Origin of the sequence: Bacillus sp. MM2020_4, from assembly GCF_011250555.1 — a bacterium.
In the GTDB taxonomy this organism is placed as follows: domain Bacteria; phylum Bacillota; class Bacilli; order Bacillales; family Cytobacillaceae; genus Neobacillus.
This window is the reverse complement of record NZ_JAANMZ010000018.1, coordinates 1-15,561: the sequence shown is the minus strand read 5'-3', so window position 1 is coordinate 15,561 and position 15,561 is coordinate 1. Positions and strand designations below refer to the sequence as shown.

The following is a 15,561-nucleotide window of genomic DNA, read 5'->3' as shown; positions in this document are numbered from 1 at the left end:
TAAAAAATCCAAATGGTGCCTGTCACCATTTTCACTACTTGTATGCAGTTAATGGTGTCAGGCACCGTTGGTTAAAGAATACGCGATTGACGGCGTTTATGAATGCTTTGGCTGATGCCTCTAATACGTCTTGTGCGGAGGCGCGGCCGCTGACATTTGTACCATTTACGGTCATTTTGACATGAACCTCTGCCAGGGCATCGCGTCCACGTCCAACGGAACTAAGATTAAAATCGGTTAAATGAATGTCTTCTTTGATGAGCGCTTCTAATGTGTTGTATAATGCTTCAACACTTCCGCTGCCGGTTCTGGCAGTTTCTACTCGCAGACCCTCAGGTGTAGTAAGGGCGACCGTTGCAGTAGGGAGGTTCGCAGACGCATACTGAACTTGGAAGGCAACCAGCTCATACTTTTTCACATCAATGGCTGCGGTTTGAATATCGATCAGGATGGTAAATAAATCCTCATCTGTTACTTCTTTTTTGCGATCTGTTAATTGCTTAAATGAGTGGAATGCTTCATTCAATTTCTCAGCTGACAATTCAAAGCCCATTTGCTCAATTTTATCTTTAAAGGCATGGCGGCCAGAGTGCTTTCCAATAACGAGGTCATTTGAACTGACGCCGACTAACTCCGGCGTAATGATCTCATAGGTTAAGGTATTTTTCAGCACACCATCCTGGTGGATACCCGATTCATGGGCAAAGGCATTTTTCCCCACAACAGCTTTGTTAGGGGGAACCTTCATCCCTGTAAAGCGGCTCACCATGTCGCTGGTACGCTTAATTTCCTTTAATACCAGATTAGTAGTATACGGGTATTTATCTTTGCGAATATTTAATGCAACGGCAACTTCTTCTAAAGAGGCATTGCCCGCACGTTCGCCAATTCCGTTAATTGTACCTTCGACTTGTGTGACCCCATTTTCAATGGCCGCAAGTGAATTAGCGACAGCCATTCCAAGATCGTCATGGCAGTGACAAGATAATGCAGCCTTATGAATATTTGGCACATTTTCCCTAACATAGCGGAACATCCGGCCGTATTCCTGCGGTGTTGTGTAACCTACCGTATCAGGGAGATTGATGACGGTTGCCCCGGCATCAATGACTTTCGTAATGATTTGAACGAGAAAATCAAGGTCTGAGCGAGACGCATCCTCTGCTGACCATTCCACATGAGGAAATCTCCTTTTAGCATAAGAGACCATGTCGACTGCGATCTGTGTAACTTCCTCGGGTGTTTTCATTAACTTATATTGCATATGAATAGGGGAGGTTGCTAGAAAAACATGTAACCTTGGTTCTGCCGCATCTTTTAAAGCATCCCACGCAATGTCAATGTCCGATTTTGTGGCACGTGCTAGGCCTGTAACGGATGAGTCTTTTATCGTCCGGGCAATCGCTCGTACCGCTTCAAAATCACCTTGAGAGGAAGCCGGGAAGCCGGCCTCCATGATATCAACGCCAAAACGTTCAAGCTGTCTGGCAATTTCTACTTTTTCAAGCTGGTTTAAATTTACACCAGGGGACTGTTCGCCATCACGTAAGGTTGTATCAAAGATGTTAACGTGAACCATTTACCACCACTTCTTTCTTTGCATTTACAGGTTTTTTAATAAACGGCATTAACGCACGAAGCTCACGGCCGACTTGCTCAATTTGATGATTGTTTTCAGCTCGGTTAATGGCGTTGAATTGTGGGCGGTTTGTTTGATTCTCTATGATCCAGCCTTGAGCAAATTTACCAGTTTGGATATCTTTTAAGACTTCTTTCATGCGTGCTTTTGTATCTTCGTTGACAACACGTGGACCGGAAACAAAATCTCCCCATTGCGCTGTATCAGAGATAGAGTAGCGCATGTTTTCTAGCCCTCCTTCATATAGAAGGTCAACGATTAATTTTAATTCATGTAAACATTCAAAGTAGGCAACTTCTGGCTGATAACCTGCTTCTACAAGTGTTTCAAATCCGGCCTTGATAAGGGCAGTAGTACCGCCGCAAAGAACAGCCTGCTCTCCGAATAGATCTGTTTCCGTTTCTTCTTGGAATGTCGTTTCGAGAACACCTGCGCGTGCTGCACCAATTCCTTTTGCATATGCAAGGGCAACATCACGTGCTTGGCCTGTATAGTCTTGGTAAACTGCGTATAGCGCAGGGACGCCGGCACCTTCCGTGTACGTACGGCGAACTAAATGTCCTGGGCCTTTAGGGGCAACTAGGAATACGTCTACATCCGCTGGAGGGACGATTTGGCTAAAATGAATATTGAATCCATGAGCAAAAACTAAGGCATTACCGGCTTCAAGATTTGGTTTAATGCTTTCTTCATAAACCTTTGGCTGCATTTCATCTGGAAGAAGAACCATTACCACGTCTGCAGCAGCTGTAGCTTCAGCTACGGAGCGAACGTCAACACCATCTTCCACCGCTTTATCCCATGACTTTCCACCGCGTAATCCAACGACAACATCAAATCCGCTTTCTTTTAAGTTAAGGACATGTGCATGACCTTGTGAGCCATAGCCTATTACTGCGATTTTTTTTCCTTGTAAAACTTCCTCTTGAATATCTCCGTTATAAAGTACTTTTACCATAATTGATCATCCTTCCACGAATATTATTATTTTACTAGTGTGTGCGTTGCTAGTTCGCTTACTTGTGGCTGATACCCACGCAGGAAGGCGGTCAGCCCTGTTCTGGCAATTTCTTTAATTCCGAATGGGCGAAGCAGCTCGATTAAGGCATCAATTTTTTCAGGACGGCCTGTGATTTGAACGGCTAAACTATCTTTACTTACGTCGATCACTGAGGCACGGAATGGATCAATAATTCCATTAATTTCACTGCGAAGCTGACTCGAGCTGGCTACCTTAATGAGGGCGAGCTCTCTGACAACAATGGCCTTATCGGTAATATCGGAAACTTTTAATACATCAATTTGCTTGTTTAATTGTTTCGTAACTTGTTCTAGGCGCTGTTCATCTTCGATTTCAACTACTAGAGTCATCTTGGAAATGCCCTCGGTTTCTGTTGGCCCGACAGAAATACTCTCGATGTTGAACTGTCTTCTTTGCAAGAGGCCGGTAACACGATTGAGGACACCGCTTCGATCCTGAACCGTTAAGGTTATGATACGTTTCATAGTGGTTTCACCCCAATCATTTCATGAATTCCTTTGCCTGGAGCAATCATTGGAAAAACCTTCTCCTGCTGCAGTACGCGACAGTCAACTAGAACAGGGCCATTATAGGCGAATACTTCTGGTAAAACTGTGATTAATTCTTCCTGGTCTTCAACCTTGTATCCGCGGATCGAATAACTTTCAGCAAGTTTGACAAAATCAGGCTGTGTGTGAAGAATCGATTCCGAAATCCGGTTGCCGTGTAATAATTCCTGCCACTGACGAACCATTCCAAGTGCACCATTATTGACAATGATGATTTTGACTGGAAGGTTGCGTTCATAAATGACGGAAAGCTCTTGCAGTGTCATTTGGAAACCACCGTCACCGACAATCGCGACAACTGTACTTTCTGGTGAGGCAATTTGTGCTCCGATGGCGGCAGGGAAGCCGAAGCCCATTGTTCCAAGCCCGCCAGAAGTAATCCAGCGATGCGGTTCTTTAAAGGAATAATACTGGGCGGCCCACATTTGATGTTGGCCGACATCTGTTGCCACAATTGCATCGCCATTTGTCACTTTATGAATGGCTTCGATTACCCACTGTGGACACATTCCCTTTGGATTATGTTGATACCAAAGCGGATATTCCTGTTTGTATTGCTGAAGTGTTCCCAGCCATGCCGCGTGATTGGGTGATTCAGCTGTTTGATTGATTAACTCAACCAAAGCTTCTTTCGCATCGGAGACAATTGGAATTTGGGTGGGAACATTTTTCCCAATTTCAGCTGGGTCGATATCAATGTGTGCGACCTTTGCATGTGGAGCAAAGTGTTTAAGATTTCCCGTTAACCGGTCATCAAAACGGGCACCCAAATTAATTAGTAAGTCACTTTCATATAAAGCCATGTTTGCCGCATAGGTTCCGTGCATGCCGCCCATTCCTAACGAGAGAGGGCTATCTGCCGGGAAGGTACCAAGACCAAGTAGTGTTGTCACGACCGGAAGTTGGTGTTTTTCCGCAAATGCAGTTAATTCTGCAGCCGCTTTTCCGTGAAGTACACCTGCGCCTGCGAGTATGACAGGCTTTTTTGCTTTTGCAATTGAATCAGCCAGTTTTTTAATTTGCATTGGATTAGGCTTTGTGGTTGGCTGGTAGCCCGGTAAATCAATTTTTGCCTCTTTGGGTTCTTTTGCTAAAATTCCTGCTGAGATATCCTTTGGAATGTCGACCAAGACCGGTCCCGGCCGGCCCGTAGAAGCAATATGAAAAGCTTCTTTCACAATTCTTGGTAAGTCAGAAATGGATTGCACTTGATAATTATGCTTGGTGATGGGTGTCGTAATCGCCATGACATCTGCTTCTTGGAAGGCATCCGTTCCGATGACGCTCCGTGCAACCTGCCCGGTAAATACCACGAGCGGTAAGGAATCCATCATCGCATCTGTAATTCCGGTTACCAGGTTTGTTGCACCTGGACCTGAGGTGGCGATTACTACACCAGGATTGCCGGTAATTCGGGCATATCCTTCAGCTGCATGGATCATACCTTGCTCGTGACGGAAAAGAATATGATTGATTGTACCCTGTGCCCGATAGATTGCATCGTAAATTGGTAGGACAGCACCTCCCGGATACCCAAAAATCGTATCAACACCTTCATTTTTTAATAAGTCAATCAGAAGGTCTGCACCCGTCTTTGGTGCGGTACTGGCTTGGAATTCCAGCTTTTTTGCTTCTACTTTCACGTCGTAATCCCTCCTTGTGGGTGATTGAATAATTGCCACAAAAATAACAAAAAGGCCTTTTCGTCTCCGAATAAACTGCAGTCTACAAACTACAAAGCAGAATAATCGGGGAGAAAAGACCTTCTTTTTCTCGGTACCACCCGGTTTTTACAGCATTCTTACGAATACTGCCTTATGAAGCGACAACTAAAAATAATACGCTTCTTTTGGTAACAGGTGTTCAAGTGACACCCGATTGAGCCTACTAGTGAAGATCGTTCAGCTCAACACTCAGGGATGATGTCGGAATAAGATGTATTACTGGGCTTCCAGCAACCCCAGCTCTCTGAAAATACACTTTCTTATTCCTTTATTCCCGTCATCGATTTATGGATATTCTTTTGTCAATGGTATGCCACTTTACCTTTAGTACCTTAACTTCTTTAGAAGGGGAGGGGTACTAGGGAATCCCTTTTTATTTTCCATTCCTATATCTTCATAACTCCGCCAGTATTAGCGGATGTAACAAGCTTTGCATATTTTGCGAGATAGCCAGATTTAATTTTTGGCTCCGGCTGTACCCAAGAACGGCGTCTTTCTGCTAAAACTTCGTCATCGACGAGAAGCTCGATGGAACGACCCTCAAGATCAATTAAGATCTGGTCACCATTTTCTACAAAGGCGATTGGTCCGCCTTCTGCGGCTTCCGGTGAAATATGGCCAATTGAGATTCCGCGGCTTGCCCCAGAGAAACGACCATCTGTAATTAATGCGACCTCTTTATCTAAACCCCGACCAGCAATCGCCGATGTTGGAGCGAGCATTTCAGGCATCCCCGGTCCGCCTTTAGGGCCTTCATAGCGGATAACCACGACATGCCCTGATTTAACGGTGCCGTTATTAATGTTTTCCTGTGCCTCATCTTGGGATTCAAACACTATCGCTTCACCCAAGAATGTTTTAATCGATGGATCAACTGCACCTACTTTGATAACCCCACCATCTGGAGCAATGTTTCCAAAGAGGATGGAGAGACCGCCAACCTTACTATATGGATTGTCTTTTGAACGAATAACCTTTTCATTAAGGATTGTTGCATCCTTCACATTTTCGGCTAATGTTTTTCCGGTGATCGACAGGCAATCCTTATGGAGTGCACCCTCAACCTTACAGAGCTCATTTAAAATAGCACTGACCCCGCCTGCTTGGTGCACATCATCCATAGAAACATCAGATGCTGGCATGATTTTTGCTAAATATGGGACTTTCTCTGCAATTTTGTTAATATCACGTAAGTCGTATTCAATCCCCGCTTCATGCGCAATGGCAAGTGTATGGAGAACGGTATTCGTTGAACCGCCCATCGCCATATCAAGTGCGAATGCATTATCGATGGCTTCACGCGTAATCATGTCGCGCGGGCGAATATCCTTTTTCACAAGTTCAATTAAATGCCTTGCTGCCTGGCGGATGAGTTCATGTCTTTCTTCAGAAGTTGCGACAATTGTTCCGTTACCAGGAACCGTCATCCCTAATACTTCCATTAAACAGTTCATCGAGTTTGCGGTAAACATTCCCGAACAGGATCCACATGTAGGACAGGCACTTGTTTCAATTTCGAGCAATTGCTGCTCGGTCATCGTACCGTTATGATAGGATCCGACTCCCTCAAAAACGGAAGTAAGGGAAAGGTTTTTCCCTGTAGAGGAAACGCCAGCTTCCATTGGTCCACCGGAAACAAATACGGATGGGACATTGGTCCGTGCTGCCGCCATCAACATACCCGGTGTGATTTTGTCACAGTTTGGTATGTAAAACACACCATCAAACCAGTGAGCGTTGATGACTGTTTCGGCACTGTCCGCAATAATTTCACGGCTTGGAAGGGAATAACGCATACCGATATGCCCCATGGCAATACCATCATCGACACCAATTGTATTAAATTCGAAAGGAATGCCGCCGGCTTCACGGATCGCTTCTTTTACAATCTCACCGAAATGATTAAGATGTTTATGTCCTGGGATAATTTCAATAAACGAGTTACAGACACCGATAAACGGTTTTTCTAAGTCTCTAACGGTTACCCCTGTTGCGTATAATAGGCTGCGGTGGGGAGCACGATCAATCCCCTTTTTAATCATATCGCTTCGCATTTTTCAATCTCCTAACTGACTACAGCATGGTTTGTTGTTTCTGGGTAACAAGCCACTCCGTCTGTTGTTACGATCTTTCTGAATTCTTCTAAAAGGTCGGTTGTTACGATCCCTGGCTTCCCGTCACGAATGACGCGGCCGTCAACTTCAATTACGGCAATGACTTCGATGGCTGTTCCGGTTAAGAACACCTCATCAGCGACATATACATCATGTCTGGTAAAAGGTGATTCTCGCACTTCGTAGCCTTGGGCACTTGCTACATCTATGATGGCGTTGCGGGTAATTCCTTCTAATGCTCCTAAGTAAACGGGAGGTGTGTACAAGACACCATTTTTTACAATGAAGATATTATCGGCTGAACCCTCGGTAACATAACCTTGGTCATTCATCATTAAGGCTTCCTGGACGCCAACTTGATTCGCTTCTAGTTTTACAAGAATATTATTTAAATAATTAAGTGATTTAATCTGTGGACTAAGTACATCCGGGCGATTCCGTCTGCTTGCAACCGATGCGATTTTTATGCCATTATCGTAAAATTCCTTTGGATACATGGTTAAAGGCTCGGCGATAATGATGACGCTTGGATTCGAGCAGGAAGAAGGGTCCAGTCCAAGATTTCCTTTGCCACGTGAAACAACGACACGAATATAGGCGCTTTCTAGCTGATTCTTTCTAATGGTTTCAACGATTAATTGTGTCATTTCCTCCTGTGTGTATGGAATCTTCAGCATAATGGATTGTGCTGATTCAAATAGTCTTTTTAGGTGAGCATCGAGTCTGAAGATGTTGCCGCGGTATACGCGGATTCCCTCAAATACTCCATCACCATATAAAAAACCATGATCAAAAACGGATACGACAGCATCCTCTTTCTTGACGAACTCTCCGCCAAGGAAAATCCATTGACTTCCCAACCTAACCACTCCTCTTTTCTGATGAAACGCTTTAAATGTTGAAACATAAATTTTAAAAAAAATGCATGTACCTTCTTCATCTAGAAATGAATAGTGGTGTAATAAATAGTAATGATTATTTTCGATAATCATACAACCAATCGAAAACATGGTCAATACAAAAATCAGACAATTCAAACTAATCGGAAAAACTGGTAGCGTTTACAATATTGACGTAATAAGGAAATGGAATAAAAAATTTTTTTCAAAAATTTTTTTAATTAAGATAATACGGAGGAGAAAACGAGGGGAATTCAGTAGTAAGTAAGATGGAGTGTTGGAAAGTTATATCTCTGACTGGCTAAAAAGTTGATATACATATATAGGATAAAGTAGTTTCTTTAGTCATTTCTCGCGAGATATTCATATACTTCCTGTAAATATTGGAATTTCTTCTTTTGAGCAAGTTGTAAATAGTAGCTCCAAATCTTTGCGGTCATGATCGCATCGCCTAAGGCATGATGCCGGTTTTCTATTTCAATCCCGCATTCATAGCAAACGTCTTCAAGTGATGCTGCTTTCATGGATAAATCTGATAAGCGGATTAAAAAGGTGGTATCGATAATTCGGTGGTTAAATTTCGTTCGCCATACATCCCATGTTGTTTTTTGCATAAACGACTGCTCATGCTTTGAGTGGTGCGCCACAAGAATATCACTTTTTACAAACTTGAAAAAATTCATAAGTACTTCAGGTGCAGGGGGGGCAGTGCGTAATTCCGAAGCTTGAATATTGGTTAACGATGAAACTTCATTTGATAGAGGGAGGTCTGATTGTACCAAAGAATAAAAGGTTTCCTGCTCCTTGATTTGAGGCCCTTTCATTTTTATTGCACCGATTGAGATGATTTGGTCTCCCTTATCTGGATAAAATCCGGTTGTTTCTATATCGAATACAGTAACTTTCAATTCATTGAGAGGGGTTTCCATACAGTTTGTTTGTTTCATTTCCCTCTGAAGTTCCCTAAGAAAAGCCATTTGCTGCGGAGTAGATGGTCCTAGTAATCCAGCAAATATGTTTGAATTTAGTTTTCCTGTTAGTTGCCGGAAAAATTGCATCATCGTTTACCCATCCCCCTTGAACTATTTCTTTTCTAGTAACCTTCTAACATGGTGAAAAAGGCCATACCCATTTTTGATGATTTCTTTTACCTCCTTCGTTTGCTCCTTCGTTAACCGTTTAACTACCAAATAATGACCGGAGTCATAGTTTGTGTGATCCCCATACATTAAACGGTAGTTTAACAGTTTTAAAAATTGCTCTTGGAAAAATTGTTTGTCATGCCCAGGAATCCAGGCAGTTGAAATTTTTTCAAGCCGGGAAAGGGTAGGGGTCTCCATAACTCTTTCCTTAATAGCTATTAGACGCAGGGCATTTACATATGGGAGAATGGCAATCTCTTTTATAGGTAATGTGCCAGAATGTGGACCGTGTGTTTCCGTTAATAGCTGGCCTAATAAATTGATCCCTTTTTTAATATGGAGGGTATTACGTAAAGAGTTGGACAAGAGCTGTTCTGTATTCGCTGTTTGGTAGAGATGTGTTTTTAAGCTTTCTACATATTCGCCCTCACCAAGGATCGACCTTCCATCTAGAAAAATTAATAGATATCGCGTAGATTCCCACGTGGAATCAGACAGCCAATTCGTTATTTGCAGCTGCCATTCATCTATCGATTTACACCAGAAGGGATTACTTGCCATCACTCCACCGTCACAATAGGGATATCCTGCAAAATGAAGCCCTTTAGAAATTTCCTTTCCTAATGCTAAAAAATAGGACTTTGCCTCATTGTTTTCATCGTGATAAATGATCCCATGATCTTGGTCACTCCAAACGGACTGTTCCAATCGTCCGGCGCTTCCCATTACAAAAATGGAGAAGGGCGACGGAGGGGGACCAGATCGAATCGATAGTTGATTAATAGATATTTTTATCACCTGATTCATAATGGCATCATGCAACTCGTTCAACTTAAAGTGATCTTGAGATGCTTCTCCCATATGCGTCGTTCGATATTCCTCTGCCGCTAAGTAAGGATTGTCAGTCACTGTTTCTACCTCCTTTATCTAAAAATCGAAAGTAGTCCAATCCCGCATAATAGGGGATTGGTTTCGACTACTATTGTGCTTTGAACGTTTGCTCGGTCTTCACCAATTCAGGGTAGCCATAGCTGCCGTGCTCGCTCATATCAAGTCCAATGATTTCTTCTTCCTCTGTCACTCGTAATCCGTTCATTGCTTTTTTCATTATGGCGAGAAGGATATAGGAAACAATAAATGCGAAAGCTGCACAGGTAATGACACCCATTGCCTGAACACCCAATTGGTGGAAGCCGCCGCCATAAAATAAACCAGGACTGCCGACCGTTGCTAATTCTTTTGTGGCAAAGAATCCAGTGGATAATGTTCCCCAGACCCCAGCAGTTCCATGGACGGAAAGGGCGGCAATTGGATCATCGATTTTCACTTTTTCAAAAAAGCGCATGCTGTAGAAAACTAAAATTCCGGCGATAAATCCAATTAAGACGGCCGCCCAGGTGTCAACGAAGGCACAGGAAGCAGTAATAGCGACTAAACCTGCAAGGGCACCATTTAACATCATCGGTACATCGGCTTTCCCTAATACTATCCAGGAAATAATCATTGCTGCAATTGTTCCAGCTGCGGCCGCGAGGTTTGTATTAATAGCAACAAATCCAAAGAAAGCTTTGTCAACCGATAAAGTACTGCCAGCATTGAAGCCAAACCAGCCTACCCATAAGAGTAATACACTCAATGCGGTGAAAACCTGATTATGACCAGCAAGATTATTGGCTGAGCCGTCTTTATTAAACTTGCCCATTCGAGGTTTTAAGAGAATAGTTGCTGCCAGCGCCGCCATAGCACCAGTTAAATGAACCACAGTTGAACCTGCGAAATCTTGTTTTCCGTGCTCTGCTAACCAGCCGCCGCCCCAGATCCAATGCGCGATAGGCGGGTAAACAAAACTTGAGAAGAGGACGGCAAATATGAGGTAGGCACTTAATTTAGCCCGTTCCGCAAACCCGCCGAAGGCAATGGTTAAGGAAATCCCTGCAAATGCCAATTGGAATAAGAAGAAAACTGCCCCTGATAGTGGTAACCCATCTATATCATAGCCTGAATAAAAGAAATCGGAGAACCCGATCAAAGAATTTCCTTTGCCAAAGATTAATCCATATCCCACTGCCCAAAACATGATGGAGCTAATTCCGAAGGTAAGGATTGTTTTTCCTGCGATATGTCCAGCATTCTTCATTCTTGTTGAACCTGTTTCCAGAAGAATGAAACCGCCAAACATTAAAATTACCAATACAGCACCAACCATAACCCATAGACTGTTCATTAGAAATAAAGTATCCACTTTTTTTCCCCCTTTTTGAGTATGTTAATTTTCATAACATTTAGTGTAGTTGTATTTTTACATGGATTTGGGAGATGTATCTACAATGTTGTGAGATTTTATGACATGGTTTTTTAAAGAGGGTAAAAAAAGAGCCTCTTTCCTTAAAACGAGGAACGAGGCATTACTAAAATCCTAATATTTTTTTCGTTCTCCAAACTGGGCATTAAGCTGCCCCTGGATCATTTTACGACGGATTTCATCCTGATTTTGTTTCTTTTGTTCCTTCAGCATTTGCTTTCTAATCTCATGTGTTTGAATACCATCTTCAATTTTGTTAGCAATTTCCATGAGTAATTCTACATCAGAAAAGGAATATTTTCGACTTCCACCGGAAGATCTTTCGGGGAAAATGAGTTTCCGTTCTTCATAATAACGGATTTGCCTTTCAGATAGGCCTGTGAGTTCTTTGACAATTCCGATCGTTATGACCTTTTTATCTTTATAAGACAATTCGTTTCCCATGTTGCTGTTCACCTCACCCCATTATTTAGCGCGAATTTTGAATGTAAAATAACATATGTTAGATCTTCTCACATGAGAGAGCAATTTTAAATAAAAATATTTTATTTTTTTAAAAAATTCATTAGAGTATGATTAGGCGTTATCTATTTAGGGCTATTAGTTTATTGTATAGATTCTCTAGTTCACTAATTGTAAGGGATTGAAGTTCGTCCGTTGAATCCATTAATTCTGATTCAGCAATTTTTCTTATATAAAATTGTTTAAGACGTTCAAGTCCTCTTAGTAAATGAGTAGCCAACACCATTCCTCCTATGCATTTTGGAGTCTTCGTAAAAGTTCCTTCCCTTTTGGCCCCATTGTTTTTAAAAGTTCCTCATATAATTCATCTCTTAATTGATCTAACTGAAGGATCCTTTTAGCTAATGTGACCTCGTATCTTTGTGTCATCGAAATACCCCTTTCGAACTTTATATAAAAAAGTTAACTGAAATTTTGGCTTTTGTCAGAGAATGTGTTAGAAAAAGTAACAGCCAATTTTCGGAATGGGCCAGGGATTGATAGTAGCCCATATTATGTAAAAAGGGTCGTATCAACGTTAGAACCGGGCTTTTGCAAGCCCGGTTCTAACGTTACTTTTAAAACTCGCCATCAAATGGTGTGAAGGGAACATTAAATCTTCTTTCAAGTACGCGGAGTCGTTGATTGACACGTTGGAGACGACGCTGCATTTGGTTAACATCCCGTTGCAGCTGATTGATATCTCTTTCCTGCCGCTCATTTTGTCTTTCCAGCTGTGTTACCCGGCGTTCTAATTGTTGCGGCTGCCTATTAGGGTCGTATTGATCGAGTGGAACATAGGATTGGTACGAATCTGCAGGTGTAGGAGCATAGGAATGATACTGCTCTACCGAACCCGGAATAAAGGAATGGTATTGCTCGGGTTGGGAATAAAGTTGCTCTGCGGGAACATACGAATGGTATTCAACCGGTAATTGTGGCATTTGATAAAGGCCATAGGGATTCATTTAGGCATCTCTCCTTAGGTGATAGTACCCTATAGATTATGTGGGGATTTTACGTGGGTCACGGCGAATGCCCATTCTCACAAAAGTGAAAAAGCCCCACTCACGAAGGAAACGTGACTGGGGCTTCCAGCTAAATGTTTTTATGATCAGTTTCGGCGTAATCAAGTCGATCTTTAGAAACAGACCATCCGGTTACTAGACCAATAATAAACCAAACCAGTGCGAGAGCACCAAGGGAAAAAATGGTGTCACCGACAATCCGGAGCCATACAAAGGTATGAACAATGTCTTGGGACATAAAAGTAGCGGAACGAGCGTACCACATTCCATGCTGGACACTTGCCCATGTTTGCATTAAGCCAATCGGAATTAAGCTAATCAGGACCATTAAGGCAAGACCGATATTAATTGCCCAGAAAGCAAATTTCAGAGCACCTGTTTTCCATTCCTTTTTCACTGTCAAACCGCGTAAACAGAAGAGCATCAGGCCAATACCCAGCATGCCATAAACACCGAATAGGGCAGTATGTCCGTGAACAGCTGTCGTATTAAGACCCTGCATATAATAGAGTGCAATGGGCGGGTTTATAAAGAATCCAAATAAACCGGCCCCTACTAAATTCCAGAATGCAACGGAAATGAAGAAGTAAATGGGCCAACGGTAGGCAGATACCCATGGCTTGGCACGGCTCCGGGTAAGATTTTCATAGGCCTCAAAGCCAATAAATACAAGTGGGACAACCTCAAGCGCACTAAATGATGCTCCAAAGGCGATGACCCCTGTTGGCGTTCCACTAAAATATAAATGATGGAACGTTCCGATAATTCCTCCGAATAAAAAGATCACTGTAGAGAATAGGACGGAGGTAGTCGCTGTTCGCAGTCCGAGCAACCCCATTCTTGTAAATAAGAAAGCCATGACAACGGTGGCAAATACTTCAAAGAAGCCCTCTACCCAAAGGTGAACAACCCACCAGCGCCAATATTCCGCAATGGCCAGATTACTGTGCTGCCCCCATAATAATGCAGGAATATAGAAGACTGGAATAGCAAGGGACGCAATTAAAAATAGGGCAAGAAGGTGACGGCTTTCCTTAAGTGTTTTAAAAGCAGGCCAAATCGCTCGCGCCATTAGGAATAACCAAAGGAATAATCCGACCGTTAAGAATATTTGCCAGAAGCGTCCAGTATCCGTATATTCGTAGCCTTGATGACCGAACCAGAAGTTTGTCGTGTGCCCTAATTTTTGTTGCACGGCAAACCATTGTCCGACCATCGATCCGACGACAATAATAAGCAAGCATACAAATAAGAAATTCACACCGAATCGTTGAAATTTTGGTTCATGACCGGAAACTGCCGGCCCAATAAATAACCCAGTGGCAAGCCAGGCTGTAGCAATCCATAAAATGCCTAGCTGAGTATGCCACGATCTTGTCAGTGAATACGGAATCCATTTATCAATTGGGATACCGTAAAAACCACTGCCTTCTACTTGATAATGTCCGGTAATGGCTCCAAGTAAAACTTGAACTAACCATAAGGCAACAACGACCCAAAAGTAATTCTGCGTTGCCTTCATGGATGGCGTAGCATTCAAAGCAAGTAATGGATCCTTTTTAGGGAAATCCTCATCACCTTCATGATGCTTTTGCGTCGCATAGTACCATGCTAAGGCACCTACCCCGGCAAGGAGTATGACAAAGCTGAGGACAGACCAAACCAGCATCTCACCGGTTGGTTTATTATCGATAAGCTCCTCGTTTGGCCAGTTGTTGGTATAAGTAACCTTATCATTGGGACGATTTGTTTCGGTTGCCCACGTGGTCCACCATATGTAGCTGATAAATGCACTTAAACGAGTGTCGTCCTTTATCACATTCTTTGGCATCGCATACGCTTCACGTAATTTATTCAGCCGAGGATCATCTGTGAACAAGGAAGCATAATGTTGACTTACATTTCTTATCGCTTCCGCTCTAATAGGTGAAATGGTTATTTCTTTTGTATCTTTATTAAAGGTGTTCGGTCTTATTTCATTTTTAAGTCTTGCTTGTAAAGCAGCTTTGGCTTCATCATCCAGTGCCGAATATGTCTTTCCATAGTCCTTCCCGGCCCAATTATTTAACAGCCACATTGACTGTCTGTGAAGCCAATCTGCATTCCAGTCAGGCGCAACATAGGCACCATGGCCCCATATGCTTCCAAGTTCCTGACCGCCAATAGACTGCCAAACATTTTGGCCATCCTGTATATCCTTTTTTGTAAATAGAACAGTACCGTCTGATACGACAACACGTTCCGGTATGGGTGGCATGGTCTGATAGAGTCTGCCGCCGTAGTAACCTAAAATAGCGAATGATGCTATAAAAACAATAGCTAAGCTAATCCAGAGCCTTGTATAACGCATGAATACACCTCCATGGGAATTTTTTATCTACCGGATTTTTAAACAGGAAATCCTAACCAGTAACATACCCCTTCTTCTATAAAAAATTCACTTCTTTGGAGAAAGTGGAAAAAAGTTTACCAATAATTTGATCAGTATATTTCAGGAAATATGGTTCAATAGAAGTATTTTTCGGAAGGAATGCACGTATGTTGTAAAAAATACTATTTTGAAAAAAGCTATTCTCACGTTATTTCAGTAACGTATTAATATCTGTCTCTTATACACATTCT

The 15,561-nt window shown here is 42.5% G+C and carries 14 protein-coding genes; all 14 read right to left on the bottom strand.

Annotated features, from left to right (window positions below):
- Window positions 1-34: 34 nt before the first annotated feature.
- Window positions 35-1,579 (bottom strand): 2-isopropylmalate synthase, encoded by a 1,545-nt coding sequence (locus G6554_RS12775; protein WP_166242411.1) that lies wholly within the window; start codon window positions 1,577-1,579, stop codon window positions 35-37.
- Window positions 1,566-2,597 carry a ketol-acid reductoisomerase gene (gene ilvC, locus G6554_RS12770; RefSeq protein WP_166242409.1) on the bottom strand — a complete coding sequence of 344 codons (1,032 nt, stop codon included), beginning with the start codon at window positions 2,595-2,597 and terminating at the stop codon, window positions 1,566-1,568. Before ilvC ends, G6554_RS12775 begins: the two co-directional genes overlap by 14 nt.
- A 26-nt stretch (window positions 2,598-2,623) precedes the next feature.
- Window positions 2,624-3,145 carry an acetolactate synthase small subunit gene (gene ilvN, locus G6554_RS12765; RefSeq protein WP_166242407.1) on the bottom strand — a complete coding sequence of 174 codons (522 nt, stop codon included), beginning with the start codon at window positions 3,143-3,145 and terminating at the stop codon, window positions 2,624-2,626.
- Complete coding sequence (ilvB, locus tag G6554_RS12760; RefSeq protein WP_166242405.1) at window positions 3,142-4,872, bottom strand: acetolactate synthase large subunit; 1,731 nt, start codon at window positions 4,870-4,872, stop codon at window positions 3,142-3,144. Before ilvB ends, ilvN begins: the two co-directional genes overlap by 4 nt.
- A 467-nt stretch (window positions 4,873-5,339) precedes the next feature.
- The gene (gene ilvD, locus G6554_RS12755) at window positions 5,340-7,007 is read right to left on the bottom strand and encodes a dihydroxy-acid dehydratase (RefSeq protein WP_166242403.1); all 1,668 of its coding nucleotides are present in this window, start codon (window positions 7,005-7,007) and stop codon (window positions 5,340-5,342) included.
- Window positions 7,008-7,018: 11 nt separating this feature from the next.
- Window positions 7,019-7,927 carry a branched-chain-amino-acid transaminase gene (gene ilvE / locus G6554_RS12750; protein WP_166242401.1) on the bottom strand — a complete coding sequence of 303 codons (909 nt, stop codon included), beginning with the start codon at window positions 7,925-7,927 and terminating at the stop codon, window positions 7,019-7,021.
- 380 nt (window positions 7,928-8,307) lie between these two features.
- The gene (locus tag G6554_RS12745) at window positions 8,308-9,027 is read right to left on the bottom strand and encodes an exonuclease domain-containing protein (protein ID WP_166242399.1); all 720 of its coding nucleotides are present in this window, start codon (window positions 9,025-9,027) and stop codon (window positions 8,308-8,310) included.
- A gap of 21 nt (window positions 9,028-9,048) precedes the next feature.
- A complete protein-coding gene (locus tag G6554_RS12740; RefSeq protein WP_347564303.1) occupies window positions 9,049-10,017 on the bottom strand; it encodes a DUF294 nucleotidyltransferase-like domain-containing protein in 969 nt (322 codons plus the stop codon).
- A gap of 70 nt (window positions 10,018-10,087) precedes the next feature.
- Window positions 10,088-11,350 (bottom strand): ammonium transporter, encoded by a 1,263-nt coding sequence (locus G6554_RS12735; RefSeq protein ID WP_166242397.1) that lies wholly within the window; start codon window positions 11,348-11,350, stop codon window positions 10,088-10,090.
- Between the two features lie 174 nt (window positions 11,351-11,524).
- Window positions 11,525-11,854, bottom strand: a complete 330-nt coding sequence (locus G6554_RS12730; protein WP_166242395.1) for a MerR family transcriptional regulator — start codon at window positions 11,852-11,854, stop codon at window positions 11,525-11,527.
- 139 nt (window positions 11,855-11,993) lie between these two features.
- On the bottom strand, window positions 11,994-12,152 hold the full coding sequence (locus G6554_RS12725) for a hypothetical protein (protein ID WP_166242393.1): 159 nt from the start codon (window positions 12,150-12,152) through the stop codon (window positions 11,994-11,996).
- 11 nt (window positions 12,153-12,163) lie between these two features.
- Entirely contained in the window at window positions 12,164-12,301 is a 138-nt protein-coding gene (locus tag G6554_RS12720; protein ID WP_166242391.1) for a hypothetical protein, read from the bottom strand.
- Between the two features lie 188 nt (window positions 12,302-12,489).
- Window positions 12,490-12,879: a PspA/IM30 family protein gene (locus G6554_RS12715; RefSeq protein WP_166242389.1), complete on the bottom strand. Its 390-nt coding sequence runs from the start codon at window positions 12,877-12,879 to the stop codon at window positions 12,490-12,492.
- Between the two features lie 130 nt (window positions 12,880-13,009).
- Complete coding sequence (locus tag G6554_RS12710) at window positions 13,010-15,289, bottom strand: nitric-oxide reductase large subunit (protein ID WP_166242387.1); 2,280 nt, start codon at window positions 15,287-15,289, stop codon at window positions 13,010-13,012.
- Window positions 15,290-15,561: the final 272 nt, after the last annotated feature.